The sequence below is a fragment of the Anoxybacillus flavithermus genome (assembly GCF_002742685.1).
In the GTDB taxonomy this organism is placed as follows: Bacteria; Bacillota; Bacilli; order Bacillales; family Anoxybacillaceae; genus Anoxybacillus; species Anoxybacillus flavithermus_E.
This window is the reverse complement of sequence record NZ_PEDM01000001.1, coordinates 248,871-275,822: the sequence shown is the minus strand read 5'-3', so window position 1 is coordinate 275,822 and position 26,952 is coordinate 248,871. Positions and strand designations below refer to the sequence as shown.

The 26,952-nt window shown below is 42.8% G+C and carries 30 protein-coding genes; 23 read left to right on the top strand and 7 right to left on the bottom strand.

Translation table 11 applies throughout. From position 1 onward, the window contains the following. The first annotated feature begins 79 nt into the window (after positions 1 to 79). The 5 genes from CS060_RS01445 (at position 80) to CS060_RS01425 (ending at position 2,463) form a co-directional block, all read left to right on the top strand. The gene (locus CS060_RS01445) at positions 80 to 388 is read left to right on the top strand and encodes a winged helix-turn-helix transcriptional regulator (protein ID WP_035048160.1); all 309 of its coding nucleotides are present in this window, start codon (positions 80 to 82) and stop codon (positions 386 to 388) included. Between the two features lie 57 nt (positions 389 to 445). Next, the gene (locus tag CS060_RS01440) at positions 446 to 649 is read left to right on the top strand and encodes a DUF1659 domain-containing protein (RefSeq protein WP_004891408.1); all 204 of its coding nucleotides are present in this window, start codon (positions 446 to 448) and stop codon (positions 647 to 649) included. A gap of 12 nt (positions 650 to 661) precedes the next feature. Next, on the top strand, positions 662 to 877 hold the full coding sequence (locus CS060_RS01435) for a DUF2922 domain-containing protein (protein ID WP_035048163.1): 216 nt from the start codon (positions 662 to 664) through the stop codon (positions 875 to 877). Positions 878 to 945: 68 nt separating this feature from the next. Continuing rightward, positions 946 to 1,089 carry a YvrJ family protein gene (locus CS060_RS01430; protein WP_082180276.1) on the top strand — a complete coding sequence of 48 codons (144 nt, stop codon included), beginning with the start codon at positions 946 to 948 and terminating at the stop codon, positions 1,087 to 1,089. A gap of 81 nt (positions 1,090 to 1,170) precedes the next feature. Continuing rightward, on the top strand, positions 1,171 to 2,463 hold the full coding sequence (locus CS060_RS01425; protein ID WP_035048165.1) for a globin-coupled sensor protein: 1,293 nt from the start codon (positions 1,171 to 1,173) through the stop codon (positions 2,461 to 2,463). Between the two features lies 1 nt (position 2,464). Here the strand turns inward: CS060_RS01425 and CS060_RS13995 are convergent, their stop codons facing one another. After that, positions 2,465 to 2,629: a hypothetical protein gene (locus tag CS060_RS13995; protein ID WP_180271032.1), complete on the bottom strand. Its 165-nt coding sequence runs from the start codon at positions 2,627 to 2,629 to the stop codon at positions 2,465 to 2,467. Between the two features lie 111 nt (positions 2,630 to 2,740). Here CS060_RS13995 and CS060_RS01420 point away from each other — a divergent pair, with 111 nt between their 5' ends. The 7 genes from CS060_RS01420 to mnhG are packed head-to-tail and all read left to right on the top strand — an operon-like array spanning position 2,741 to position 8,426. After that, positions 2,741 to 5,125 carry a Na+/H+ antiporter subunit A gene (locus CS060_RS01420; protein ID WP_099668610.1) on the top strand — a complete coding sequence of 795 codons (2,385 nt, stop codon included), beginning with the start codon at positions 2,741 to 2,743 and terminating at the stop codon, positions 5,123 to 5,125. After that, entirely contained in the window at positions 5,122 to 5,544 is a 423-nt protein-coding gene (locus CS060_RS01415; protein ID WP_035050779.1) for a Na(+)/H(+) antiporter subunit B, read from the top strand. The genes CS060_RS01420 and CS060_RS01415 overlap by 4 nt, the downstream gene beginning before the upstream one ends. Further along, complete coding sequence (locus CS060_RS01410) at positions 5,544 to 5,876, top strand: Na(+)/H(+) antiporter subunit C (protein ID WP_035050778.1); 333 nt, start codon at positions 5,544 to 5,546, stop codon at positions 5,874 to 5,876. The genes CS060_RS01415 and CS060_RS01410 overlap by 1 nt, the downstream gene beginning before the upstream one ends. Beyond that, positions 5,869 to 7,341, top strand: coding sequence for a Na+/H+ antiporter subunit D (locus CS060_RS01405; RefSeq protein ID WP_099668609.1), 1,473 nt, complete (start codon positions 5,869 to 5,871; stop codon positions 7,339 to 7,341). Before CS060_RS01410 ends, CS060_RS01405 begins: the two co-directional genes overlap by 8 nt. Before the next feature lie 5 nt (positions 7,342 to 7,346). After that, positions 7,347 to 7,823: a Na+/H+ antiporter subunit E gene (locus tag CS060_RS01400; protein WP_035046793.1), complete on the top strand. Its 477-nt coding sequence runs from the start codon at positions 7,347 to 7,349 to the stop codon at positions 7,821 to 7,823. Then, positions 7,820 to 8,095, top strand: a complete 276-nt coding sequence (locus tag CS060_RS01395) for a Na(+)/H(+) antiporter subunit F1 (RefSeq protein ID WP_035046790.1) — start codon at positions 7,820 to 7,822, stop codon at positions 8,093 to 8,095. Before CS060_RS01400 ends, CS060_RS01395 begins: the two co-directional genes overlap by 4 nt. Then, positions 8,079 to 8,426 (top strand): monovalent cation/H(+) antiporter subunit G, encoded by a 348-nt coding sequence (gene mnhG, locus CS060_RS01390; protein WP_257211096.1) that lies wholly within the window; start codon positions 8,079 to 8,081, stop codon positions 8,424 to 8,426. Before CS060_RS01395 ends, mnhG begins: the two co-directional genes overlap by 17 nt. Positions 8,427 to 8,439: 13 nt before the next feature. On the opposite strand, the gene CS060_RS01385 is transcribed toward mnhG, so the two are convergent. Then, on the bottom strand, positions 8,440 to 9,201 hold the full coding sequence (locus tag CS060_RS01385; protein WP_035046787.1) for an alpha/beta fold hydrolase: 762 nt from the start codon (positions 9,199 to 9,201) through the stop codon (positions 8,440 to 8,442). Positions 9,202 to 9,371: 170 nt separating this feature from the next. Here CS060_RS01385 and CS060_RS01380 point away from each other — a divergent pair, with 170 nt between their 5' ends. Beyond that, positions 9,372 to 10,445, top strand: coding sequence for a C40 family peptidase (locus CS060_RS01380; RefSeq protein WP_035046785.1), 1,074 nt, complete (start codon positions 9,372 to 9,374; stop codon positions 10,443 to 10,445). 19 nt (positions 10,446 to 10,464) lie between these two features. Here the strand turns inward: CS060_RS01380 and CS060_RS01375 are convergent, their stop codons facing one another. Continuing rightward, a complete protein-coding gene (locus CS060_RS01375) occupies positions 10,465 to 11,268 on the bottom strand; it encodes a Cof-type HAD-IIB family hydrolase (RefSeq protein WP_035046783.1) in 804 nt (267 codons plus the stop codon). Between the two features lie 194 nt (positions 11,269 to 11,462). Here CS060_RS01375 and glcT point away from each other — a divergent pair, with 194 nt between their 5' ends. The 9 genes from glcT to CS060_RS01330 all read left to right on the top strand — a co-directional run bounded on the left by glcT (position 11,463) and on the right by CS060_RS01330 (position 23,069). After that, complete coding sequence (gene glcT, locus CS060_RS01370) at positions 11,463 to 12,308, top strand: glucose PTS transporter transcription antiterminator GlcT (protein WP_035046782.1); 846 nt, start codon at positions 11,463 to 11,465, stop codon at positions 12,306 to 12,308. A gap of 245 nt (positions 12,309 to 12,553) precedes the next feature. Further along, positions 12,554 to 14,566, top strand: coding sequence for a glucose-specific PTS transporter subunit IIBC (gene ptsG / locus CS060_RS01365; protein ID WP_035046779.1), 2,013 nt, complete (start codon positions 12,554 to 12,556; stop codon positions 14,564 to 14,566). An 83-nt stretch (positions 14,567 to 14,649) separates the two neighbouring features. Next, positions 14,650 to 14,922: a phosphocarrier protein HPr gene (locus tag CS060_RS01360; protein WP_099668608.1), complete on the top strand. Its 273-nt coding sequence runs from the start codon at positions 14,650 to 14,652 to the stop codon at positions 14,920 to 14,922. Beyond that, entirely contained in the window at positions 14,922 to 16,637 is a 1,716-nt protein-coding gene (ptsP, locus tag CS060_RS01355) for a phosphoenolpyruvate--protein phosphotransferase (RefSeq protein ID WP_035046776.1), read from the top strand. The genes CS060_RS01360 and ptsP overlap by 1 nt, the downstream gene beginning before the upstream one ends. A gap of 141 nt (positions 16,638 to 16,778) precedes the next feature. Continuing rightward, positions 16,779 to 18,758, top strand: coding sequence for a methyl-accepting chemotaxis protein (locus tag CS060_RS01350; RefSeq protein ID WP_035046774.1), 1,980 nt, complete (start codon positions 16,779 to 16,781; stop codon positions 18,756 to 18,758). Positions 18,759 to 18,884: 126 nt separating this feature from the next. Further along, the gene (locus CS060_RS01345) at positions 18,885 to 20,132 is read left to right on the top strand and encodes a GAF domain-containing sensor histidine kinase (RefSeq protein WP_099668607.1); all 1,248 of its coding nucleotides are present in this window, start codon (positions 18,885 to 18,887) and stop codon (positions 20,130 to 20,132) included. After that, positions 20,129 to 21,415, top strand: a complete 1,287-nt coding sequence (locus CS060_RS01340; RefSeq protein ID WP_099668606.1) for a GGDEF domain-containing response regulator — start codon at positions 20,129 to 20,131, stop codon at positions 21,413 to 21,415. The genes CS060_RS01345 and CS060_RS01340 overlap by 4 nt, the downstream gene beginning before the upstream one ends. A 4-nt stretch (positions 21,416 to 21,419) precedes the next feature. Then, positions 21,420 to 22,187 carry an SDR family oxidoreductase gene (locus tag CS060_RS01335; protein WP_035046769.1) on the top strand — a complete coding sequence of 256 codons (768 nt, stop codon included), beginning with the start codon at positions 21,420 to 21,422 and terminating at the stop codon, positions 22,185 to 22,187. Positions 22,188 to 22,202: 15 nt separating this feature from the next. Beyond that, positions 22,203 to 23,069 carry an NAD(P)-dependent oxidoreductase gene (locus CS060_RS01330; RefSeq protein WP_035046766.1) on the top strand — a complete coding sequence of 289 codons (867 nt, stop codon included), beginning with the start codon at positions 22,203 to 22,205 and terminating at the stop codon, positions 23,067 to 23,069. Between the two features lie 10 nt (positions 23,070 to 23,079). On the opposite strand, the gene CS060_RS01325 is transcribed toward CS060_RS01330, so the two are convergent. The 3 genes from CS060_RS01325 to CS060_RS01315 all read right to left on the bottom strand — a co-directional run bounded on the left by CS060_RS01325 (position 23,080) and on the right by CS060_RS01315 (position 24,914). After that, positions 23,080 to 24,231 carry an aminotransferase A gene (locus CS060_RS01325; RefSeq protein WP_035046764.1) on the bottom strand — a complete coding sequence of 384 codons (1,152 nt, stop codon included), beginning with the start codon at positions 24,229 to 24,231 and terminating at the stop codon, positions 23,080 to 23,082. A gap of 114 nt (positions 24,232 to 24,345) precedes the next feature. After that, positions 24,346 to 24,585, bottom strand: coding sequence for an IDEAL domain-containing protein (locus CS060_RS01320; RefSeq protein ID WP_035046762.1), 240 nt, complete (start codon positions 24,583 to 24,585; stop codon positions 24,346 to 24,348). A 140-nt stretch (positions 24,586 to 24,725) separates the two neighbouring features. Further along, on the bottom strand, positions 24,726 to 24,914 hold the full coding sequence (locus tag CS060_RS01315) for a protein YkzT (RefSeq protein WP_099668605.1): 189 nt from the start codon (positions 24,912 to 24,914) through the stop codon (positions 24,726 to 24,728). Between the two features lie 140 nt (positions 24,915 to 25,054). On the opposite strand from CS060_RS01315, the gene CS060_RS01310 reads away from it, so the two are divergent. Further along, on the top strand, positions 25,055 to 26,311 hold the full coding sequence (locus CS060_RS01310; RefSeq protein ID WP_099668604.1) for a sensor histidine kinase: 1,257 nt from the start codon (positions 25,055 to 25,057) through the stop codon (positions 26,309 to 26,311). Here CS060_RS01310 and CS060_RS01305 read toward each other — a convergent pair. Beyond that, the gene (locus tag CS060_RS01305) at positions 26,308 to 26,889 is read right to left on the bottom strand and encodes a TetR/AcrR family transcriptional regulator (RefSeq protein WP_099668603.1); all 582 of its coding nucleotides are present in this window, start codon (positions 26,887 to 26,889) and stop codon (positions 26,308 to 26,310) included. The genes CS060_RS01310 and CS060_RS01305 overlap by 4 nt on opposite strands. Between the last annotated feature and the right edge of the window lie 63 nt (positions 26,890 to 26,952).

Below are 26,952 nucleotides of genomic sequence, written 5' to 3'. Positions count from 1 at the left end.
TTACTTTTTGTTAGTTACGATAATTATATTAATTTAGTTACAATAAGTTTGTCAAATTTCATGCATAGGGTGATGATTGATGGAACGTTCGCATGTTTGTCCGAAAATTGAAGCAGCGTTTCAACTGCTCGGAAAAAGATGGAATGGGTTAATTATTCACGTTTTATTTCGCGGACCGCTTCGTTTTAAAGATTTAGCGGAAAGCATCCCAGAAATTAGCCAAAAAATGTTAACGGAACGATTAAAAGAATTAGAAGAAGAACACATTGTCGTTCGCCACGTTTACCCTGAAAAGCCTGTGCGCATTGAATATGAATTAACTGAAAAAGGGAAAGATTTACACATCGTGATGGAAGCGGTGCAAGTGTGGGCAGAAAAATGGATGTAGTTCCTAACCTTTCGCCTTTATCGTTGCGATAGTAATAGGTGAAAGGAGGGGAGAGGCATGCTTCAACGTTCCCAACTTCGTTTAACGTTTGAAGTGGGCGTAACAGAAACGGGAAAACCGCTATATAAAAATAAAACGTATACGATTAAACCGAACGCAACGGAAAGCTCGCTCGTCTCTGTCGCCCAAGCGCTTGCATCTTTGCAAAGCGCTCCGCTCGTTCACGTGTATCGCAACGATGTGCATGTATTAGGCGAATAGGAGGGATAACGAATGAAAACGCTTGAATTACAGTTTGTTAATGAAGAAGGAAAGACGATTCGTTTAAGCGTTGATACCCCGCGTGATGATGTGACACAAACGCAAGTCGCCAATGTGATGGATGTGATCATTGCGGCGAACGTCTTTCCATCAAGTGGAGGCGATCTGATTGCAAAAAAAGGCGCGCGCCTCATTGACACAACAGTCACAGAATGGACGTTTGCATAAATGATGAAAGGTGTCCCGGTGCGTTGGGACACCTTATTATGTATATGACAGCGAAAGGGATGAGAAAGATGGAAGCCTATTTGTCGCTTCTTTCCGATGTCGGTTTTCCGATTGCCGTCACGTTTTACTTACTGCATCGGATCGAAGGAAAATTAGATGCGGTCATCGACTCGATCCGCACGTTAGGCGAACAATGGAAAGCACCCAGCTAAATGGGTGTTTTCTTTTTATTTTTTGTCTGCTAACATAAACATATAGGCAAGTTGTTTATGTGAGTTAAGGGGGTTTTTATTTTGTTTAAACGAAAACAAGACGAGCGCGATGTACAACTTGAAGCGATTTTACAAATGAATGAAGAGCCCATTCGCCTAAACGAAGGAACAGTCGAACGGCAACTTGCGCTCATCGGCATGACGACAAAAGATGTCGCTATTTTACGATATGTTCAGCCGTATATCGAAGCAAACATTGCGCGCATCGTTGACGCCTTTTACGGCGCACTCCAAAAAGAAAGCTATTTGCTTTCCATCATTCAACAACATAGCACAATTGAGCGGTTGAAACAAACATTAACGGTGCATGTCAAAGAAATGTTTCGTGGAAACATTGACGAAGCGTTTATTGAAAAAAGACGTCGCGTTGCTCAAGCGCACGTGCGCATCGGCTTAGAGCCAAAATGGTATATTGCTTCATTTCAACATTTGCTTGAGGAAATTTTAGCGGTGATGCTAGAGCAATTGCCTCAACAATCGTATGTCATTGCAGTCATGAAAACAGTTTCGAAAATGTTAAACGTTGAACAACAACTTGTTCTCGAACAATATGAACGAGAAAACGAATTGCTCCGTCTACAAATGGAGACGTTAAAACAACAAATGAAAGAACAAGTGAAATTATCGTTGCAACAGTTAAGTCACGCATCCGGTGAAGTAAGCGCTTCCGTTTCATCGTTAAACGAACAAGCAACGAGCATTTCGCAAGCGGCGAAAGAAGCGTCTACGGTAGCCGTAGCGAGTGCGGAAAAATCGAAGCAAGGAAAACAACAGTTGCAAATGCAAGTTGAAAAGATGTTGCAAATGAACGAAAAAATGAAACAAATTGAAGCGAATATGGACAAGCTTCAACAAGCGATGAAAGAAATTGAACATATCGCTTCCCTCGTCACATCGATTGCCGATCAAACGAATATGCTCTCATTGAACGCATCTATTGAGGCGGCGCGCGCGGGAGAGCATGGCAAAGGGTTTGCGGTCGTTGCCAACGAAGTGCGAAAACTGGCGACTCAAACGAAACAATCGGTCGCTGACGTTTCTCGCGTGCTTAGCGATATTCATCATCATCTTTTAGCGATGTCGCAATCGCTTGAACAGGCATCGCTTTCGGTGACCGAAAGTACAAACGGAATCGAAACGGTGTATACGTTTTTTGATGAATTTGCGTCAGCGCTTGACCGAATTTGCCAATATAACGTGCGTATTGATGATGAAATGAAAGCATGCGTACAAGCGGTGAGCGAAATTTATGAAGCGATGACGCACGTATCGGCATCTGCTGATGAATTGGAAGGGCTAGCGAGCGAACTGTAAGCTATTTTGTTTCATTCTTCTCTTTTTCTCTTTTTCGAATATATTGTCTCGGTTGAAATGGCTGATCGGGCTTTTCGTTTACGGTGACGTAAATGGAAGGCTCTATTTTTTTGCTTGCGGTTTCATAGTGATCGACCATCATGGCAATCATAAAAAGAAGAACCATCACGTCGCTCCTTTCGTCATTTTTACTATGTATTTTGAAAAAAAGTGAAACTTTTTATACATGTGGGACGTATAAAAAGAGGATGGTTATGTCAGAAGGGGGTTGATTGTTATGCCGACATTACATATTGCGATGTTTGCGCCATTTTTGTTGGCGCTACTCGTTCCGTTTTTGTACAAATTGTTTCGTTCCATTCATGTCGGATGGTTCGTCTTGCCGTTGCCGATTGCGCTATTTGTTTACTTCCTATCTTACATGGATAACGTGCGTCAATACAAAGCGATGAGCGCAACGTTGCATTGGATTCCGTCGCTTCATATTTCATTTGACGTATATGTGGACGGATTAAGCTTATTGTTTGCGCTACTTATTACTGGCATCGGTTCACTCGTTGTTCTTTATTCGATTTATTATTTACAAAAAGGAAAAGAGCAACTCGGAAACTTTTACGTCTATTTGCTTTTATTTATGGGAGCGATGCTTGGCGTTGTCCTTTCCGACCATTTAATTGCGCTATATGTGTTTTGGGAGCTGACGTCTATTTCTTCGTTTTTATTGATCGCCTATTGGTATACGCGCGATCGTTCACGCTACGGGGCGCAAAAATCAATGCTGATTACGATGTTTGGCGGGCTACTTATGCTCGGGGGATTTGTTGCGCTTGCGGTCGCAGGTGGAACGTATAACATTCGTGAACTTGTGCATACACCATTAACGGAACATCCGCTTTTTATCCCCGCACTTTTCCTTATTTTATTTGGTGCTTTTACGAAATCAGCGCAATTTCCGTTTTACATTTGGTTGCCTGATGCGATGGAAGCGCCAACGCCTGTCAGTGCATATTTACATTCTGCCACGATGGTGAAAGCAGGTATTTATTTAATTGCTCGTTTGACGCCGATTTTCGCCGTGTCGTCTGTTTGGGTGTGGACGATTGTGTTCGTTGGGCTTGTAACGTTATGTTGGGGGTCGTTTTTAGCCTCAAAACAAACGGATTTAAAAGCGATTTTAGCGTATTCAACGGTCAGTCAGCTCGGTTTAATTACGTCTTTGTTAGGAGTCGGTGGGCTATCGTTTCATTACAGTTGGATGGATGAAAATGTATTTATGGTCGCGGTGTTAGCTGCTATTTTCCATTTATTTAACCATGCGACGTTTAAAGGAAGTTTGTTTATGGTCGTCGGGATTGTCGATCATGAGACAGGAACGCGCGACATTCGTCGTCTCGGTGGTTTAATGACGATCATGCCAATTACGTTTACGATCGCCCTCATTGGCTCGCTGTCGATGGCAGGGTTACCACCGTTTAACGGCTTTTTAAGTAAAGAGATGTTTTTTACTGCGATGTTGCGCGCAAAAGATGTTGCAGGATGGGCGGTTGTGCTGCCTGTCGTTGCATGGGTCGCAAGCATATTTACATTTTTATATAGTGCGCTTTTAGTGAGTCGAACGTTTTTTGGGAAATATAAGCCGCATGTATTGAAAAAAGACGCGCATGAAGCACCAATTGGCATGCTTATTGCACCAATCGTGTTAGCATTGCTCGTTATTTTCATTGGAATCGTGCCAAACGTATTATCCGACTCCGTACTAGCCCCGGCCGTATATGCGGTGCTATACGGATTGTTTACGCCAAATGAAGCGCTTGATGTGTATATTTCCCATTGGCACGGCTTTACACCAGAATTGTTTATGACGATCGGCGTATTATTGTTTGGTTTAGTGTTATATCGTACGTTTCCAAAATGGAAAAAAATATATTGTCGTTTATCCGAACGGATGTCGCTGAACTTTTTGTACGATCAATCGTTCGTCTGGATGGAAAGAGGCGCTCGTTCGTTCACATCGCGCATCATGACAGGCTCAATACGCACATACTTGATGTACATTTTTACATCGCTCGTTGTTTTGCTTTTGTTTACGATCGGTTGGCATGAACATTGGAACATCGACTTAACTCGCTTAGCAAACGTTCGTGTGTATGAAGTCGTTTTAGCGGCAGGCATTTTGGCAGCAACAGTCACAACCGTCATTGCAAAATCGCGTTTAACAGCGATCGTCTCGTTAGGGGCAGTTGGCTATGCGGTTGCGTTATTTTTCGTTTTATTCCGCGCACCTGACTTAGCGTTGACACAGCTTGTGATTGAAACGATTTCTGTTGCGCTCTTTTTGCTTTGCTTTTATCATTTGCCGAAGTTTAGCCAAAAGCAAGAAAGCATCGGTTTTAACTTAGGGAATGCCCTTATTTCGCTTGCGGTTGGAGTGACAATGAGCGTCATTGCCTTTTTCGCGTATGCTGGAAAACATTTTGATTCCATTTCCCAATATTACGTGGACAATACGTATGAAAAAGCGGCTGGAAAAAATATGGTCAACGTCATTTTAGTCGATTTTCGCGGCTTTGATACGTTGTTCGAAATATGCGTATTAGCCATTGCTGCCTTAGGCATTTATGCGATGGTGAAATTGCGGCTTGCGAAGGAGGAGGAACGATGAGACGAAACGATGTTATTTTACGAACGACAACAGCGGTTGTCACGCCGATCATCGTGCTGTTTTCCGTTCAACTGTTTTTTGCAGGTCATTATTATCCGGGCGGCGGTTTTATCGGCGGATTAATGACAGCTGGAGCGATCGTTTTGTTGCTTTTAGCATTTGATATTGAGACCGTTCGGAAAATGGTTCCTATTAATTACAAATGGCTTGTGGCGATCGGATTGTTGTTTGCGGTCGGAACAGGAATAAGCAGCCTATTTCTCGATCGACCGTTTTTAACGCATGCGTATGCATACGTCCAATTGCCATTGCTTGACCATACGTCGCTTCATACCGCGGTATTGTTTGATTTAGGTGTATATTTCGTCGTCGTCGGTGTGACGATGATTATTATTGAAACGATAGGGGAGAGCGACTAATGGAACTGCTTATGATTGTCGTCATCGGTTGCTTATTTGCTGCTGCAACATATTTGTTGCTCAGCAAAAGTTTGCTTCGCATTATTATCGGTACCGGATTGCTTAGCCATGGCGCTCATTTGTTATTGTTGACGATGGGCGGGCTAAAAGTAGGTGCCCCACCGCTTTTAGGAGAAAAAGCGGCGCAATACGTCGATCCGCTACCGCAAGCGCTCATTTTAACAGCGATCGTCATTAGCTTCGGGGTAACTGCATTTTTCTTAGTATTAGCGTATCGTTCATACCAAGAAATTGGAACAGATCATATGGAAGGGATGAAGGGAGATGAGTAACCTTCTGCTTTTGCCCATTCTCATTCCGCTTGTAACGGCCATTATTCTTATTTTCTTTCCGAAGCACGTGTTTTGGCAACGCGCTGTTTCGATGGTTGCAACAATGAGTTTAATCGTCGCAAGCGGGGCATTGCTTTATCGCGTGCATACAGATGGCATTCAAACGTTGAACGTCGGAAATTGGCCTGCGCCATTTGGCATTACGCTCGTATCGGATTCTCTATCCGCATTGCTTGTGTTGACGACGAGCGTCATCGCGCTGGCTTGTTTAGTGTACTCGTTTTACGCCATTGGCAAAGAGCGAGAAACGTTTTATTACTATTCGTTTTTTCAATTTTTGCTCGTCGGTGTGAACGGATCATTTACGACAGGCGATTTGTTTAACTTGTTCGTCTTTTTTGAAGTGATGCTCATGTCTTCTTACGTGCTGCTTGTACTTGGCGGCACGAAAATGCAATTGCGAGAAACGATTAAATATACGCTCGTGAACGTCATCTCATCCGCGTTATTCGTCGTGGCGGTCGCGTATTTATATGCGGTAACAGGAACGTTAAATATGGCGCATTTAGCTGATCGCATCAACGCTTTAGGCTCATCGCCGATTTTAACGGTCATTGCGGTGTTGTTTATCATCGTATTCGGATTAAAGGGCGCCATTTTTCCTTTATATTTTTGGCTTCCGGGTGCATATTATGCCCCGCCGACACCGGTGCTAGCACTCTTTGGTGGATTGTTGACGAAAGTAGGGGTATATTCCATCCTTCGTACATTTACGCTGTTGTTTACGCATGATACGGCGTATACGCATACGTTGCTCGCTTGGCTTGCACTTGGCACGATTGTAATCGGCGTCATTGGAGCAGTCGCCTACAACGATATGCGTTACATCGTCATTTATAATATTATTGCCGCAGTCGGTGTCATGATTTTCGGCATTTCCATTATGACGCCAGAAAGTTTAGAAGGAACGATTTTTTATTTGCTGCAAGATATGGTCATGAAAGCCACGCTCTTTTTATTCGTTGGCATCGTCTTTTCCATCACTCGTTCAAACGATATTCGTTCATTTTCTGGGTTAATGACATCGTATCCGCTTCTCGGTTGGGCGTTTTTTATCGCCGCGTTATCGCTCGCAGGCATTCCGCCATTTAGTGGATTTATCGGCAAGTTGTTAATTGTGAAAGCAAGCTTCGATACGCATCTCATTTTTGAAGCGATCGTCATTTTATTGTCGAGTTTGCTTGTGCTATATTCGGTCATGAAAATCTTTATGAACGGTTTTTGGGGCGAGAAAAAAGGATTTGAACAAAAGCGATTAGATGGACGATTTGTTCCGGTGTTGTTTCTGCTCGTTTTATCTGTTGCATACGGCATCGGCATCGAGCTTGTTCGCCCATTTGTTCTCGACGCAGTAAACGTGTTAGTCGATCCGAGTACGTATATTCAAGCGGTGTTAAAGGAGTAGAGAAGATGGCATTTCAAATTTTATTAAACGTTTGTTTAGCGTTCGTATGGATGTTTTTAACCGTTTCATTTGACGGGGCATCATTTATCATCGGGTATATGATTGGGTTGTTTATCATTTTCATCTTGCGTCGCTTTTTCCACTCTCGTTTTTATCTCGTTCCGGTGTTTGTTATTGTCAAATTGCTGTTCATCTTTTTCAAAGAGCTCATTTTATCAAACATTGCTGTTGCAAAAGTTGTCATGAAACGTTCGTTAACGATTCAGCCAGCCATTTTTGCTTTGCCGACAGAGTTAAAAAAAGAGTGGGAAATTACGATTTTAGCGATGCTCATTACATTGACACCCGGCACGCTCGTTTTAGACGTATCAGATGATGGAAGCACGTTATATATTCACGCGTTAAATAGCCCAGATGTACATGAAGCCATTGAAAGCATTAAACAATCGTTTGAAAAAACGATTATGGAGGTGAGTAAATGATTTTAAACATCGCTCTCGTCATCTTGTCATTCGCCATGATCGGTTTTTTATATCGCGTTGTCAAAGGGCCAAGCACAGCCGATCGTATTATTGCGCTTGATGCGATGGGCATTACGCTCGCGGGAATGGTTGCGATCGTTTCCATGTTGTTAAATACGAGTGCGTTTTTAGATGTCATTTTGCTCATCGGCATTTTAGCATTCGTTGGAACGGTGGCGTTTGCGAAGTTTTTAGAGAAAGGGGTTGTTATCGAACGTGGGAACGATCGCTAATGTGATTGTCGCAGCGCTCATTTTACTCGGGGCGGTGTTAACCCTTCTATCTGCTATTGGCGCGATTCGGTTGCCGGACGTATATACGCGCAGCCATGCGATCAGTAAAAGTACGACGCTTGGCATCATGTGTATTTTACTTGGCGCATTTTTGCATTTTTTCATTGAAAATAACCATTTCAACTCACGTCTATTGCTTGGCATCGTTTTCATTTTTATGACATCTCCTGTGGCGGCGCATCTTATTAGCCGCGCAGCGTATTACGCAAACGTCGAGCGATGGGAAGGAACGGTTCGCGATGATTTAAAAGAAAAAGCTGGCGGAAAATAACCGTCAGCTTTCCTTATGCAAAATATGAACGAATGATGAGGTTAAGCTCTTTGTAATGTTTCGTTGGAATTTGATGTCGTGCCCCGTCCACATAGACGATGCGAACGTCACGGGCATGTTGTTGAAAGATACGACCATACGCATGAACGTAATAATCGTGGGCGCCGTATATAAGTAAAATAGGACAACGAAGTTCATGTAATCGCTCGGTGGAACGGTAATGAAGACTTGTGACGTACATTTCATACAAGCGCTTTCGGTCGCTTAACCGAACGTAGTCAGCAATCATTTGTTGTTCTTCTTTCGTTATGCCGTGCGCGTTGCCGAGTACGTTCGCTAAAAAAGACAATCCGTGCCATTTTACCGCATAAATCCCCATGAAAAATTCCCCGTACAATAGCGGCGTACATACTTCTGAAAACCCGCCAATTAATATAAGCGCTTTTACTTGATGCGGATATTGCAACGCAAAATGTTGGGCAATCGAACCACCGTTTGAATAGCCACAAACAATCGCTTCTTTCAGTTCGAGATGGTTGAACAACTCATGCAAATCGCTTGCTAATAAATCCATTGTCATCGGCTTATTTCCTTTTCCGCTTTTTCCATTTCCTCTTAAATCGTATGTGACGACTTGAAATGAAGAAGAAAGCTTGCGCTGACGGTGAAACGTTACACTTCCCATGCCGGGGGGATGAATGAACACGATTGGGGTTCCGCTTCCGATCGTCTCATAGTACAAAGGAACGGAATATTCGACAAATGTATAAGGCATATCGCATCTTCCTTTCGATTTGATACGAATAGTATGCGAAAAAAGACGGATCGTTTATGCTTATTTCAATTTAATGGAAAAATAGTCTAAAAGTATACGGTTAATAGATTTGAAGTTTCATGTTATCATATGGGCAAGGAAGCGCTTCAAAAAGGAAGGAGTTTGGGACGATGAAAAAAACGATTGTAGCAGGAGCGGTATTATCGACGTTATTTTTAGGTGAAAAAGCGTTAGATGCTGCACAATATACGATCAAATCAGGCGATTCGTTATGGAAAATTGCCCAAACGTTCCGCATATCAGTAAATGACTTAAAAACGTTAAATCAGTTAACGACAGACACCATTTTTATTGGACAAGTATTACAAGTGCCTGATGCCCCGACAACGGCACAAACGCCAGTACCAACAACACAAACGCCAGCGCCAACAACACAAACGCCAGCGCCAACAACACAAACGGTAGCACCGACGACAGCAACATATACGATTCAAAGTGGCGATACGTTATCTACGATTGCGAAAAAATTAAACACAACGGTCACGCGTCTTCTTGAACTGAATCCAACGATTACCGACGTCAACCGCATTTATGTTGGACAAGTATTACAAGTGCCAGCGACAAGCACAACAAATACAACGTCAAATCAATTGACGTCACTGACGCCAGCACCAACCGCGACACAAACATTGGTGCCAACACCGACAAATAGCGCAAGTAAATCGTATATTGTCCAACCTGGGGACACGTTATCAACGATTGCGAGAACATTTAACGTGACGGTAAACGATTTACTCGCACTAAACCCAAGCGTGACAAATGTGAATTTTATTCGCGCTGGGCAAACGATCAATGTGCCGCTTTCATGGGAAGAACGCGCAAATGCGATCATTGAAACAGGGAAAAAATACATGGGAGCGAAATACTTGTTTGGGGCACCAACGACGCGCACAGATGTATTTGACTGCTCATCGTTTACGTATCGCGTATATAGCGAAAACGGGATCACATTGCCGCGCACATCGCGGGAACAAGCGATGGTCGGTACTGAAGTGCCACTTGCGAGCGTAAGAAAAGGCGATTTAATCTTTTTTGATACGACAGGAGATGGTGTCATTAACCATGTGTCGATCGTTGTAGATAGCGAAACGCTGTTGCATGCCGCAACGAGCACAGGAGTCGCGTTTGCAAACATGAAACCGTACTGGGCACCGCGCGCAGTCAAAGCCGTTCGTTTATTCTAGTAAAATGAAAAGATGCCTCTTACGTTTGAGGCATCTTTTCATTTATGGAAAGTACCGTTTCAATCGCTTCATGAACGGAAGAAACGACGTAGCGCGCTTCGTTTTTTACTTGTTCGGGCGCATGCGACATGACAAAACTATGCGGAGTGAGGCAAAACATCGGAATGTCGTTAAACGAATCACCGAAGCAAGCCACTTGTTCTTCTGTCAGCTGTAAATGGCTCATTAACAATCGAAGCGCCTCGCCTTTACTAATTTGTTTTGGCATAATGTCTAAACAGCGCGGTTCAGAAATGAACGTATCGACGTACGGCTCCCACGTTTCGTTGACGAATCGTTCAAATGATGCGACGACATGTTCTTCGCCAATGACGGTAATTTTTGATGGTAATATGTCACGACCGATCGCTGCGAGCATATCTCGCTTTTCAACAATATCGAAAAATAGCCGCGCTCTCATTTGTTCGATTTGTTCCGTTTTCGTTTCGACAAAGCTCGTTTGTTCGTTACATACGAGCACAATCGCTTCTAATGTACGTGCTTGCTTATAAATGGAGCGGGCAATGTCTGGATGAAACGAGCTATGATGAAGAAGACGATGATTTTTTGTGTACACAAATGCCCCGTTTTGACTAATGCGATGTGCGTCATGACCGATTTCTTTTAGCACTTCTAAAATTTCATTATCCATCCGTCCAGAAGCGACGGCAAAATCGATGCCGCTTGTAATGGCGCGAATGACCGCCTCGCGATCTTCTTTTTTAACGCGTCGGTCGTAACCGAGCAACGTCCCATCTAAATCGGTAACAATGAGTTGAATCATGATGGTAAACTCCTTCCATTTTTATACTGAACAAAAGTTTAATCGAACAAATGCATTTGTGCAACTGAAATGTCTTTTTGACAAAAAACATTCACAGCTGTCTTGACAAAATTAAGCGTATTTCCATTGACGCAGCTTTGTTCGTTTCGTAACATTGAAAGTAATGTAAACGTTTTTAAAGGGGCGAACTAGACGTGGAACAATCGTTTCGCATTGAAAAAGTATTAAACAACAACGTGCTCATTGCCTCGCATCCAACATACGATGAGGTCGTGTTAATCGGAAAAGGCATTGGCTTTGGCAAAAAGAAAGGAGACGTCATTGAACAAAAAGACGTCGAAAAATGGTTTATTTTAAAAAATGAACGGGAACAAGAACAATATAAAAAATTGTTGCCACATGTCGATGAAGAATTTATCGGCTTAATGAACGACATCATTCATCACATTCAAAAACGAACGAACAGCTCGTTGAACGAACATATTCACGTCGCATTGACGGACCATATTTTGTTTGCGATTAAGCGGCTAGAACAAGGGATGGACATTAAAAACCCATTTTTAGTCGAGACGAAAAGTTTATATCCGCTTGAGTATGATGTGGCAACCGAAGTCGTAAACATGTTGAACGAACGATTGCACATTCAACTCCCCGAAGGGGAAATCGGTTTTATCGCTTTACACATTCATAGCGCGCTCACGAATCATCAATTATCGGAAGTGAATCAACATTCGCAGCTCATTTCTCGCTTAGTTTCCATTGTTGAAGAACAGCTCGACATTCGCATTGACCGCGAAAGCATTCATTATTTACGGTTTGTCCGCCATTTGCGTTATGCGATTGAGCGCGTGAAAAAAGGAGAAAAAATTGAAGAACCGAAAAAATTGTCGAACATATTGAAAGAGACGTATCCACTATGTTATAATTTGTCGTGGAAGCTCATAAAAATTATGCAACAAACGTTGCAGCTTCCGGTAGATGAAGCTGAAGCCGTATATTTAACGTTGCATTTGCAACGGCTGACTGGAAAAAGTGAATAAACGGGCACTTATCTTTACGTGTTACTGATTCGATCAGGCATGAGTAAAGAAGGCAAAAAAAGTGGTGTAACGACAAAAGTCGTTACATAGTACCCTTTTTCTGTCGTTCTTTGCTCATGCCTTTTTGTTTTCCCTTATTTGCAAATGCTTACATTTGTTAGACGTCTAACATTTCGCTTCGTCTACTTTTCGTGCATGAAAATGGCGTTTGTTGCAAAACTTAACACGATGAAGGAGGGTTTTATATGAAAAAAGCGTTTGGTACGTTACAAAAAGTCGGTAAAGCGCTTATGCTTCCTGTTGCGATTTTACCGGCAGCAGGGATTTTGCTTGCGTTTGGTAACGCATTGCAAAACCCAGCGTTAATTGAAAAAATTCCAGCGTTAGAAACAGGCTGGATTGAAATGGTTGCGAAAGTGATGGAGCAATCGGGTGGCATTGTATTTGCGAACTTGCCGCTTTTATTTGCGGTAGGGGTTGCCGTCGGATTAGCTGGCGGTGAAGGGGTTGCTGGTTTAGCAGCGATCATCGGTTACTTAGTGATGAACGTAACGATGAGCGTCATTTTAGGTGTAACGTCTGATCAAATCGGCACAGACCCATCGTTTGCGAACGTCTTAGGTATTCCGACGCTACAAACAGGGGTATTCGGCGGGATTATCGTCGGTATTTTAGCCGCGTATATGTACAACAAATACTTTAATATTGAATTGCCATCTTACTTAGGTTTCTTTGCAGGAAAACGTTTCGTTCCAATTGTCACAGCGGCATCGGCATTAATTCTCGGTATTGCGATGACATGGTTATGGCCACCTGTTCAACATGGCTTAAACGCCTTTTCGCACAACATGATTGATGCGAACCGTACGTTAGCAGCATTTATTTTCGGTGTCATCGAGCGTGCATTAATTCCGTTCGGATTGCACCACATTTTCTACTCACCGTTCTGGTTTGAGTTCGGTCAATACGTGAACAAAGCAGGGGAACTTGTACGCGGTGACCAACGCATTTTCTTCGAACAAATTAAAGACGGTGCTGAGCTCACAGCGGGTACGTTTATGACAGGAAAATTCCCGTTCATGATGTTCGGGTTACCAGCAGCAGCGCTTGCGATTTATCATGAAGCGCGCCCAGAAAACAAAAAAGTCGTTGCTGGTATTATGGCATCTGCCGCATTAACATCGTTTTTAACAGGGATTACAGAACCAATTGAGTTTTCATTCTTGTTCGTTGCGCCAGCATTGTTTGCGATTCATACGATTTTCGCAGGACTATCATTTATGCTTATGCACATCTTAAACGTTAAAATCGGTATGACATTCTCCGGTGGTGTTATCGACTACTTACTATTCGGTGTGTTGCCGGGCCGTACAGCATGGTGGCTCGTCATTCCGGTCGGTCTTGTGTTTGCGGTCATTTACTACTTCGGATTCCGTTTTGCGATTCGTAAATGGGATTTAGCAACACCAGGTCGTGAAAAAGAAACAGCAGAAACAACAACAACAGCAGACGCAGGCGAACTTCCGCACGAAATTTTAGCGGCGCTTGGTGGAAAAGAAAATATCGCGCATTTAGATGCGTGCATTACACGTTTACGCGTATCTGTCAACGACATTCAACATGTCGATAAAGATCGTTTAAAAGCGCTCGGTGCAGCAGGCGTATTAGAAGTTGGCAACAACGTTCAAGCGATTTTCGGACCGAAATCAGATATTTTAAAAACACAAATTAAAGACATCATGGAAGGCCGCGTGCCAACAAAAGCAGTAGAAAAAACGAAACCAACTGTACAAGCGACAGGCGAAACAGAACAAGTCGCATCGCCGTTAACAGGAAAAGTCGTTCCACTTTCTGAAGTGCCAGACCAAGTGTTTTCAACAAAAATGATGGGTGATGGTTTTGCGGTTGAGCCAACAGATGGTACCGTCGTATCGCCAGTAGACGGAACGATCGTTAACGTGTTCCCGACAAAACATGCGATTGGCATTCAATCAAAAACAGGTCGTGAAGTGCTTATCCACTTCGGCATTGATACAGTGAAATTAAACGGTCAAGGATTTGAAGCGCTTGTATCGGAAGGAACAGAAGTGAAAAAAGGACAACCGATTTTAAAAGTCGATCTTGCATATGTAAAACAACATGCACCTTCTGTTGTTACACCGATTATTTTTACAAACTTACAAGCAGGAGAAACAGTAAACATCACGAAACAAGGAACAGTAACAAAAGGCGAAGATGTTGTCGTCGTTCAAAAATAATTTACTTGCAAAATACGTCATTTTTCGGTAAAAAAACATAGAGGGTTTTTGCCCTCTATGTTTTCAAAATAAAAAGTGAGGAGATGAGCAATATGCAAAAAACGTTTAAAGTAACTGCAGAATCTGGTATTCATGCCCGTCCAGCAACAATGTTAGTTCAAACAGCGAGCAAATTCGATAGCGACATTCAATTAGAGTACAACGGCAAAAAAGTCAACTTAAAATCGATTATGGGTGTGATGTCATTAGGCATTCCACAAGGTGCGCAAATTACCATTTCAGCTGAAGGTAGCGATGCAGCAGACGCCATCAACGCATTAACAGAAACGTTAGCAAAAGAAGGATTAGCGGAGTAATGAAACGATTACAAGGGATTGCTGCATCGAATGGCATTGCCATTGCGAAGGCGTACCGTTTAGAACATCCCGATTTAACGGTTGAAAAACAAACGATTGAAAACCCAGCTGAACAAATTAGCCGCTTTCAACAAGCGCTCGCCAAATCAAAAGAAGAACTTGAAGTCATTCAAGCGCACGCATTAAAAGAGCTTGGTGAAGATAAAGCGGCCATTTTCTCCGCCCATTTGCTCGTACTAAGCGACCCAGAACTCGTCCAAGCTGTTGAACAAAAAATTGAACAAGAGCGCATGAATGCAGAATTTGCCCTTCATGAAGTGGCATCGATGTTTATTGCGATGTTTGAAGCGATGGACAACGAATATATGAAAGAGCGTGCCGCAGACATTCGTGATGTGACAAAACGTGTGCTTGCTCATTTATTAGGGGTGACGATTTCAAACCCAAGCATGATTACAGAAGAAGTCGTCATCATCGCGGAAGACTTAACGCCGTCCGATACAGCACAATTAAACCGAAAATATGTGAAAGGTTTTACAACAGACATTGGCGGACGAACGTCTCACTCTGCCATTATGGCGCGTTCGATGGAAATTCCAGCCGTCGTCGGAACGAAAGAAGCGACAGCGGCGATTCAAAACGGTGACATCGTCATTATTGACGGACTTGACGGTGAAGTGATCGTGAATCCGACCGAAGAAATCATTGCCCAATATGAACAAAAACGTGCCGCTTTTGCTGCGCAAAAAGCAGAATGGGCAAAGCTTGTTCATGAAAAAACGACAACAAGCGACGGACATCACGTTGAGCTTGCCGCAAACATCGGAACGCCAAACGATGTCGCAGGTGTACTAGCAAACGGTGCAGAAGGTATCGGTTTATATCGTACCGAATTTTTATACATGGGCCGCAACGAATTGCCGACAGAAGAAGAACAGTTTGAAGCATATAAAACGGTATTAGAAAAAATGGAAGGAAAACCGGTTGTCGTTCGTACGCTTGACATCGGTGGGGATAAAGAGCTGCCATACTTAGACCTTCCAAAAGAAATGAACCCGTTTTTAGGTTTCCGTGCCATTCGTCTTTGTCTAGATATGCAAGAGATGTTCCGTACGCAACTTCGGGCGTTATTGCGCGCAAGTGTTTACGGAAATTTAAAAATTATGTTCCCGATGATTGCGACGTTAGACGAATTCCGTCAAGCAAAAGCCATTCTTTTAGAAGAAAAAGAAAAGCTTGTGGCTAAAGGTGTGGCGGTGTCAGACGACATCGAAGTCGGCATGATGGTTGAAATCCCAGCTGCTGCTGTATTGGCGGATCAATTTGCGAAAGAAGTCGATTTCTTCAGCATCGGAACGAACGACTTAATTCAATATACGATGGCGTCTGACCGAATGAACGAACGCGTATCGTATTTATACCAACCATACAACCCAGCCATTTTACGTCTTATTTATAACGTCATTGAAGCGGCGCATAAAGAAGGCAAATGGGTTGGCATGTGCGGGGAAATGGCAGGCGAGGAGCTAGCTGTACCAATTTTATTAGCGTTTGGTTTAGACGAATTTAGCATGAGCGCGACATCCATTTTACGCGTTCGCTCTCAACTAAAAAAACTTTCCAAACAAGAAGCAGAACGAGTGAAGGATCACATTTTATCGCTTGCGACAGCAGAAGAAGTCGTTCATTTCGTGAAAGAAACGTTCCAACGATAAGAACCGGACGCCCCCGGTTCTTTTTTTATGAAAAAAACAGTAAAAAACGGTCATAGACATAGCCGTACAAACCTTTTATAATGAAACTACAACTTTATTAATTTTTCGACAACATTCGACAAGACTGGGGGAGGGACAACATTGTTTCGTTCATTAACGTTGAAATTAACGAGTTTAATGGCATTATTGTTAATTATTGCGCTCGTTGCTTCGCAAACGGTCAACTATGTGCAAATGGTGTCGGTTATGAAAGACGATGCAAAAGTGCGTGCGGAATCGCTTGTAACAGAGCTTGTTGACGATATCGAGCATAGCTTTGATAGCCAAGAAGATGCATTAAAGCAATTTAGCGAAACGAAATCGTTTCAAGCGTTTACAAAAACAGAAGATGCCCAACTTTGGCAAGAGATCGATGGGCAGCTCGCTACATTTTTAAACATTCATAAAAAGGTACAATTAGCTTACATCGGCACAGCAAACGGCAACATGTACACAACGCCGTCTGTTGATTTGCCGCCAGATTTTGATCCGACGACGCGTCCATGGTATAAAGCGGCTGTCGCTTCACCTGACAAAGTCATTTGGACGGAATCGTACGTTGATGCGGTGACAAACGATTACATCGTCACGATCGCCAAAGCGATTGTCGAAAACGGGCAAGTGGTCGGGGTCATCGGTTTAGATATGTCGTTAAATACGTTAGCGGAAACGGTCGAACAATCTCGTGTTGGCTATAACGGCTATCCGATATTGTTTGACCAAAACAAATTTGCGATCGTTCATCCACAGTATAAAGGGAAAGATATGTCTGACCATCCGGTCGTGAAAAAAATGTTTGCAAAAGAAAAAGGCATTTACGAATATGAACAAGACGGCGAAAAACGATTATTGTATTTTGCGACCATTCCGAAGTTAAATTGGAAAGTCGGTGCAGTATATAAAGAGAAAGATTTGTTAGCGACGTTAACGACTATTGGAAAAGCGTCATGGACGGTTGTTGTCATCGCAACGATTCTTGCATCGCTTCTTATTTATGCTGTATCGCGTTCAATCGTCAAACCGATTATTCAGCTCAATGAGCGCGTACAACAAGTAGCGACAGGCGATTTAACGGTGCATGTCGAACCGAAAGGAAACGACGAAATTGCGCAACTTACTAGCCACTTTAACGAGATGGTGTCACATATGCGCTCGCTCATTGGCGAAGTCGATCGTTCTGTCGCTGAACTCGGCAGCGCTGCTGACCATTTAAGTGCGGTGTCTGAAGAAACGATGGCGACAAGCGAACAAGTAACAACAGCAGTCACCGACATTGCAAAAGGCGTATCAGAACAAGCGAGCAACTTAGATGCGATGAACGATCGCATGAACGATTTATCTGAAAAAATGGGTACGGTGACGCAATCGGCAGAGCGTATGAAACAGCTTTCCGATGAAACGAAAGACGCAAGCTACATGGGCATTGAAAAATTAAATGTACTTCAAGCGAAATCAGCGGAAGCGCAAAACGAATTGCGTTCAGTTGAAACGGTCATTACGGATTTAGGGGCAAAAATGAACCAAATCGGTGCGATTATTCAAACGATTACCGACATTTCTGCGCAAACGAACCTTTTAGCGCTTAACGCTTCCATTGAAGCGGCGCGCGCAGGAGAACATGGAAAAGGATTTGCGGTCGTTGCGGAAGAAGTGCGGAAACTCGCGGAACAATCGGCGCAAGCGACAGAACAAATTCGTCAAACGATTACGTCCATTCAACAACAAGCTTCCCTTGCAACCGAAGCGGTTGACCATACGAAACAAATGAACGACCAACAACAAGCGGCAGTGAACGAAACGGCGGAATCGTTTATGCATATCGCAACGATGATGGAACAATTAACGTCAGCGATTGAACATATTTTTACACAAATTCATGACGTGAATGAAAACAAAGAACAAATTGTGGCAGCGCTCCAAAACTTAGCGGCGATTTCAGAACAATCGGCTGCATCGGCAGAAGAAGTATCTGCCTCATCGGAAGAACAATTAAAAGCGTTAAGCACCGTCACAGAAGCAGCAGAGCGACTAAACGATATGAGCCGCTCATTACAACAATTGATCCATCGTTTTCGTGTATAAAGCTAGGCATGATGCCTAGCTTTTTTACATGTTTGTAACAATTTTTTCCTTGATTTTTTTTTACATGAGAATTACGATAAATTTAGTATAAAAGACCTATATTTGTTCGTTTTTGGAGGAGAGGCTATGGATCGCTCGCTGATGGCGGCGTTAGAAAGTTTACGCATTGCGCTTCATGTGACGCGCGTTGCCATTTTTCGCTTACACGCATCAGATGAAACGTATACACTGCGACGCATTTATGACATACAAACACCCTCTTCGCGTTTCGTGACACGTGATCACATCGTCTTTCCAACAGAAGATGTTCATTGTTTCGCACATTTATATGACGGAAATATGTTCGTCGGGCATACAAATGAATTAGATGGGAATGTACGCACTATTTTTGAGGAACATGCCATTCAGTCGTTTATGATCGCTCCTATTTTTATTCACGATGAACGATGGGGATGTGTAAGCGTCGTCGATTGCGAGCAAAAACGAATGTTTTCCGCTCATGAACGCGCCATTTTTTTTGCGCTTGCCCGCACGATTGGCGAGTCGATTAAACGAGAACAAACGGTACAAGAACTGCAACAACTCAAACAAGAAATGGAACAAATGAATGCAACGTTACAGCGAAAAATGGAAGAAGAAGTGCGAAAAAATCGTGAAAAAGATTTTATGCTTATTGAGCAATCACGCTATGCAACGATGGGGGAAATGTTAAGAAATATCGCCCACCAATGGCGACAGCCGTTAAACGTCCTCGGCTTGCTTTTGCAAGATATACAAGAAGCGTATGCGTACGGGGAGTTAGACGAATCGTATTTGCGCACGTCCATTCAAAAATGTTTCATCCAAATTCAACATATGTCGCGAACGATTAACGACTTTCGCAACTTTTTTAAACCGCATAAAGAAGCGACGTATTTCCGTCCCATTCAAGCCATTCGCCAAGCGTTAAAAATTATTTCGGCAAGTTTAGATCATAACGAAGTTCATCTACATGTCCAAAATCGCACGCGAGCACACATGTATGGTTTCCCGAATGAAATGAGCCAAGTGCTTATTAATTTATTAACAAATGCGTGCGAACAATTTGTTGCGCGCGATATTGCCCGACGAATCATTTGTATTCGTACGTATGCCGACGATGCATTCATTTACATTCAAGTAAAAGACAACGCAGGCGGCATTGATGAAACAATACAAAAACATATGTTCGAACCGTATGTGACGACGAAAAAAGACGGAACAGGGCTCGGATTATATATGTCAAAAATGATTGTCACGAAAATGAACGGTGATTTATTCGTTTCATCATCAAAAAAAGGAGCGACATTTACGATTCGTATGCCGCGAATAAATAAAGGGGGAAGGGGTTTATGATTGCGGTGCAAGCAGATGTAAAAGTGTTATATGTCGAAGACGAGCCGGGGGCACGGGAGATGTTAACGCGCTTATTAAAACGGCGCATTCGTGAGATGAAAGTAGCGAAAAACGGCCAAGAAGCGCTCGAACTATTTACGACATTTCGGCCTGACATCGTCATTACAGATATTAAAATGCCTTTATTGAACGGATTAGAGCTTATTCGCCATATTCGTGAAAAGGATAAACATGTGCAAATTATTATTACGACCGCCTATGACGATAACGACTTTTTCATTCGCGCGATTGAATATGGCGTGAATCATTTTATTTTAAAACCGATTGACCATGAAAAATTTTTGCAATCGTTGCAACATTCTATTTATCAACGTCAACTCGAGCGCGAATTACAAAAACAAAAGCAATATACGCGCACGATTATCGACTTTCAAGAAAACTTAATATGCATTTTAAATGATGAACGATTGCTCGATTGCAATTTATCGTTTCAACGTTTTTTTGGATCGGAAAAAACAGAAAGTCTTCGGGCTGGTCGCACGCACGTATGTGATGATTTTGTTGCTGAACCGGGATATTTTTACGTGAAAGGAGAAAAGCGATGGCTTCGTCCGCTTATTGACCGCACGATCCCATTTCTAAAAGTAAAAATGATGTGCAAACAAGGAGAAGGGCATGTGTTTTTACTAAAGGCGACGTCGTTTCCGAATGAACCGAATGCGTATTTAGTTGTCTTTACCGACATTACGGCACTCGAAGAAGAAAGCAAACGAAACGAATTTTTAGCGACGAAAGATCCGCTTACAAAAACGTTTAACCGCTTAAAATTTGACGAGTTTTTTACGCGGGAAATTCATCGCGCGAAGCGATATAAACATACGTTTTCTATTATTTTATTTGATATTGACCATTTTAAAAAAGTGAATGATACGTACGGACATGACGTCGGTGATATAGTATTAGTGCGCATGTGTGAGGCGATTTCGAATCGTTTGCGCGACTGCGACATATTGGCGCGTTGGGGTGGGGAAGAATTTATTATTTTAGCGCCAGCGACATCGCAAGCAGGGGCGTATCGTTTAGCGGAAGCGCTTCGCCATCTTGTAGCAACCGTTCACTTTCCGAAAGTCGGACATATTACGTGCAGCTTCGGCGTGTGCGAATACGAACAAGGAATGACGAAAGAGCAAATGGTCAAACGGGCGGATGAAGCATTATATGAAGCGAAGCGCACAGGAAGGAATCGCGTCGTCGTTAGCGAATGTATATGTCGAGGGGAGTGATGAAATGAAAACAGCGATTGTAGCCGCATCAAGCCAAGGACTTGGAAAAGCGATTGCGACAAAGCTCGTTTCACAAGGCATGAAAGTCATGCTTGCTAGCCGTGATGAACAAAAATTGCATGCTGTCGCCGAACAGCTCAATGCGCTCGGAAAAGGAAAAGCGGCATATACGGTAACAGACGTGACAAATCGTGAAATGATCGAGCAGTTAGTAGAAAAAACGGCAGAAACGTTCGGCGACATTCATTTGTTAGTCAATAATTCTGGAGGTCCGCCGACTGGAACGTTTGCGACGTTGACAGACGATGATTGGCAACAGGCGTTTGAGTTAAATTTATTGAGTTACGTGCGTCTTATTCGCGCTGCGTTACCTCATTTGAAAAAGACGAAAGGGAAAATTGTCAATATTGCCTCATCGTCCATTAAAGAGCCGATTCCGGGACTGCTTCTTTCCAATACGTTTCGCCTCGGCATCGTCGGTTTGACGAAAACGCTCGCACAAGAGCTTGCCCCATACGGCATTTTAATTAATACCGTTGCTCCGGGGCGCATCGCGACCGAGCGTGTTGCTTATTTAGATGAACAAAACGCAAAAAAACTCGGCATTCGCAAAGAAGAACTAGAAGCGCGCATGAAAGCGACCATTCCGCTCGGTCGTTACGGCACACCGGAAGAGTTTGCAAACGTCGTCGCCTTTTTATTATCGGATGAAAATACGTATATGACAGGACAATCGCTTTTAGTCGATGGCGGCATGGTGAAAGCGATTTAGAATGGAGGGAGAAACATGCAAACGATTGGTTTTATTGGACTTGGTGTCATGGGTAAAAGCATGGCGCGAAACTTGCTTCGGGCAGGCTATTCGCTCGTTGTATATACGCGCACAAAAGAAAAGGCGGAAGATTTATTAGCCGAAGGGGCAGTATGGAAAGAAACGGTAAAAGATGTCGCTAAAGTGGCGGATGTCGTCATGACGATGGTTGGTGAACCGCAAGATGTCGAGCATGTGTACTTTGGCGATGATGGCATCCTTGCTCATGCAAAACGCGGTGCGTATGTCATTGATTTTACGACGTCTAAACCGTCGCTTGCGGTGCGCATTTATGAAGCGGCAAAAGAAAAAGGAATGTTTGCTCTTGACGCACCTGTGTCGGGCGGCGATATTGGTGCACGCGAAGGCACGTTGTCGATTATGGTCGGCGGCGATAAAGAGGCGTTTTCGGCATGCATGCCGCTTCTTTCTCATTTAGGAAAAAATATCGTTTGGCAAGGGGAAGCAGGGGCGGGACAACATACGAAAATGTGCAATCAAATTGCGATCGCGACAAATATGATCGGCGTATGTGAAGCGCTCGTGTATGCGGAAAAAGCAGGATTAGACCCAGAACGTGTATTGCAAAGCATTTCGCAAGGTGCAGCATCGAGCTGGTCGCTTTCCCATCTTGCGCCGCGCATGCTTGCTGGCGATTTTGCCCCGGGCTTTTACGTGAAACATTTTATTAAAGATATGGGCATCGCACTTGCTGAAGCGGAAACACTCGGTTTATCACTACCGGGCTTAAAACTTGCGAAACAATTGTACGAAGCGCTTGCGGAGCGTGGGGAAGAACAAAGTGGGACACAAGCGTTATATAAATGGTATAAAGCATGGTAAAAAGGTGCTGTTAGCGAGCACCTTTTTTTATGTACGATTCGATGCGGTCGAGTCCTTTTTCTAGCTCTTCCATCGAACAAGCATACGATATACGAATATATCCTTCGCCGTATGTCGAAAACGCACTTCCGGGCACGACAGCGACTTTTGCTTCTTTCGCAAGCTGTAACGCAAAATCAAATGACGAATGATGAAACTTTGCAATAGAAGGAAAAATGTAAAACGCTCCGTTCGGCTTTTGGACGTCAAATCCTATGTCGCAAAGTCGTTCGTACACATACGCCATTCGTTCCGCATATTGTTTTTTCATGTCATGCGCATCGTTTATTCCGACCGTGAGCGCTTCTAGCGCCGCTTTTTGCGCAATGGATGTGGCGCATGAGACGTTATATTGATGCACTTTCAACATATGCTCAATTATCCATTTTCGCGCAAATAAAAACCCGATGCGAAACCCGGTCATCGCATGCGATTTGCTGACTCCGTTAATGACGATCGTTTGATCAGGAAGCCATTTTGCAATCGACTCATGCGTGCCTGTAAACACAAGCTCACTATAAATTTCATCCGAAATGACCCAAATCGGTTTATTTTTCACAAGTTGAGCGATTTGTTGCAATTCTTCGCTCGTTAACGTCATTCCTGTCGGATTGGACGGATATGGAAGCACGATACAGCGCGTTCGCTCAGTTATAAACGGCTCGATTTGTTCAGCTAACAGTTTAAAATTTGTTTGGCGCGTATCGACATAGACAGGCGTAGCACCACATAAACGAATAATTGGCTCGTACCCCGGATAAATCGGGGCAGGGAGAATGACTTCCGAGCCTTCTGTTAAAATGGTGCGAAACGCAATATCAAGCGCTTGGCTTGCTCCGACAGTGACGATTACTTCATCGGTTGTATAGCGCAGCCCGTATTTCGTTTCAACAAAACGGCAAGCCGCTTCCCGTAAAGGCAAGTATCCCGCATTATGCGTATAAGAAGTAAATTGCTCATCAAGCGCTCGCTTCGTTGCTTCTTTAATATGTTTCGGCGTCGGAAAATCAGGCTGTCCAATCGTTAACGAAATGATATGTTTTTCTTGGGCAACGAGATTGAAAAATTGCCGAATGCCAGATAGTTGAATATGTTGCACACGTTCATTCATCGGAAGCATCATCGTTTTTCACCTTTCTTCATTTTCTTTCTATTAAACAATAAAAGGTGAACGTTTCGCAATGTGTTTTTGCGTCAAACGTTCACCTTATGTGCTGTTCTGTCGTTTCACAGTCGATCATGCGTGTACATCCTCCAAATGACGATAGCGACCGAGAAGCTCATTATATTGTTGCGCGAGGGTTAGAAACAACGTTTCATTCCGTTCTTCAAGCGCCTTATCAATATCGCGCATGAGACGCTCTCTTTCATATCGAAATAACGCCTGTTCGATCACTAATTGCGCGGCTTCCTTATAACCGTTAGCGAGATCGTGTGGCTGCGATACGAGTGCCATATCATTGTACTTTTCAAACATGTTTCATTCCCCCTTAGAGAGAAGAATATTCTTCTCCTTTTCTACATTATAAAGAGTTTTTTGTAAATTGTAAATAAAATTTAGAAAAATAAAAATAAAAAAATAAAAAAATAAAAGCTGACGAATGCCAGCTTTATATATTAATAACCGTAGTCCCAGTCGATTTCTTCATCATGCCAAAGAACTGCTTCCGTTTCTTCATCCACGACTTCTTCCAGTTGTTTTTTTTCTACATCTTCTAAAATCGTGACCGTATGATTTTCTTCAAAAAGAATGGCTAACCCTTTCATTTTGACACCTTCTCTTTTCGTGTTTTTTTTCACAATCATTGTAACGCCCTTCGCTCGTCCACGTCTATCATGTTCATAAAGATGTCAATATGTTTGTTTTTTCTGAAAATAAAAACGAGTGTAGTCGTCGCACTTCTTGTGTTACAATACATGTGGAACAACCATCTTGGAGGCATCACATGTTTATTGCTGTCATTAAACCACTCGTTGTGAACATCACCATTTTATTTTCACTCATTTTCAATGCCAACTTATTTTTTCCGTTTCGTCGAAAAATGGTGCTCACTTGGAAACAAAAAATGATGTACGGCGTTGTTGCATCGTTTACGGCTTTGTTATGTATGATGTATCCAATTCAGCCGTTAGCGAAAACGAACTTTGACTTTCGTATGATCGTCATTTTAGTGACAACATTATATATCGGAAAAATGGCTGGGCTGTTATGTACGTTCACCGTTGTTATCGCACGGTTCATCATTGGCGGTCCGTTCGCTTATGCAGGAGCGACCGTTTCTGTATTTGCATACGTTGTCGGCATATTGTTTCGCTCGTCTTTTTTTAACGTCAAAAGAAAAATGTTATATGGGCTTATGATCGTTTTCATTTATCTCATTTTATATATCGCAACGATTATATACGCTGTTCCACCGCTTTCTTGGCGATTTTATATCATATACTTCGCCTTTTTTATCGCCATGTTTTTAGCGCTTATTTATGTCATCGAGCGACTCATTCAATTTAACGAACAGTTTGACGATATGATTTACGTTGATAAACTAGCGACGGTCAGCGAAATGGCGGCTTCATTTGCCCATGAAATTCGCAATCCGCTCACGACGGTGCGAGGCTTCGTCCAATTTTTAAGCAAAGATACGACCGATGAAAACGTGAAAAAATTTGCGCCCGTCATTTTAGAAGAATTAGATCGAACGAATCAAATCATTACGGAATATTTAACATTAGCCAAACCGACATCGTTTCAACGGCAAAAAGTGAACATCGATGACGTTTTACATACATCCGTTCATTTGTTAAGTCCGCTCGGTGCGATGATGAATGTATCGTTGCAGCTATATACGGAAGGGAAAAGCGATGTGTATGGCAATGAACATTATTTAAAACAAGCGTTATTAAATGTTATGAAAAACGGAATGGAAGCGATTGAATATGGGGGGCTTGTAACGATTCATAAAACGGTTGATGAAAAGGAAAAACAAGTCATCATCACGATTCGCGATACAGGAAAAGGAATGACGGAAGAACAGTTAAAAAACATCGGTTTGCCGTATTACACGACAAAATCGAAAGGAACAGGGCTTGGAAGCATGATTACCGCACGGCTTATTCGTCAAATGGATGGAACGATTACATACGAAAGCCAACCGAATGTCGGAACGACCGTCACGATCACATTGCCATTGTATGAAGGGGATTAGTCCCCTTCTTTTTCTATATAACAAAGAAACAAATGTAACGTCTCATGAAGAAACGTCGGTAACGGCTCCGTAATATGTGAAAAAATCCATAACTGCAATGCGCCAACGTATAATTGGACTGCCATTAAAGCAAGTAATGAGGATGGGTGTCTCGTTTGAATATCCCCACATCGTTTTCCTTCTTCAAACAAACCCACCAGCAAATCAATAAGAGGAGTGAGTTCAAGCGGCTGCTTTTTTTTTGCAGTATAAATATGTAGCATTGATTTCGTCACTTTGCGTCCAAGCTGCTCGTGCATCGTCGTCAGTTCATGAAACAGTTGCTCGATTTGTTCACGCCAGTTTGTTCGTTTATTTTTTTTCATTTTTTCATAGACGCGTTCCATATGCGAAAAAAACACGCTTTGTAGCACTTCTTCTTTCGTGCGAAAATAATTAAAAAACGTTCCTTTCGCCACACCAGCTTCATTCGTAATTTGCAAAACGGTCGTTTCGTCATACCCTTGTGTTTGAAACAATTGAAGGGCGGTTTGTTGCAATAATATTCTCGTTTGTTTTTTTTGTCTCTCTCGTTTCATCATAAGTCCCCCGTGACGTTCATCTACTTTTATTATAGTGATTTTTACCTAGGAATAAAGTAT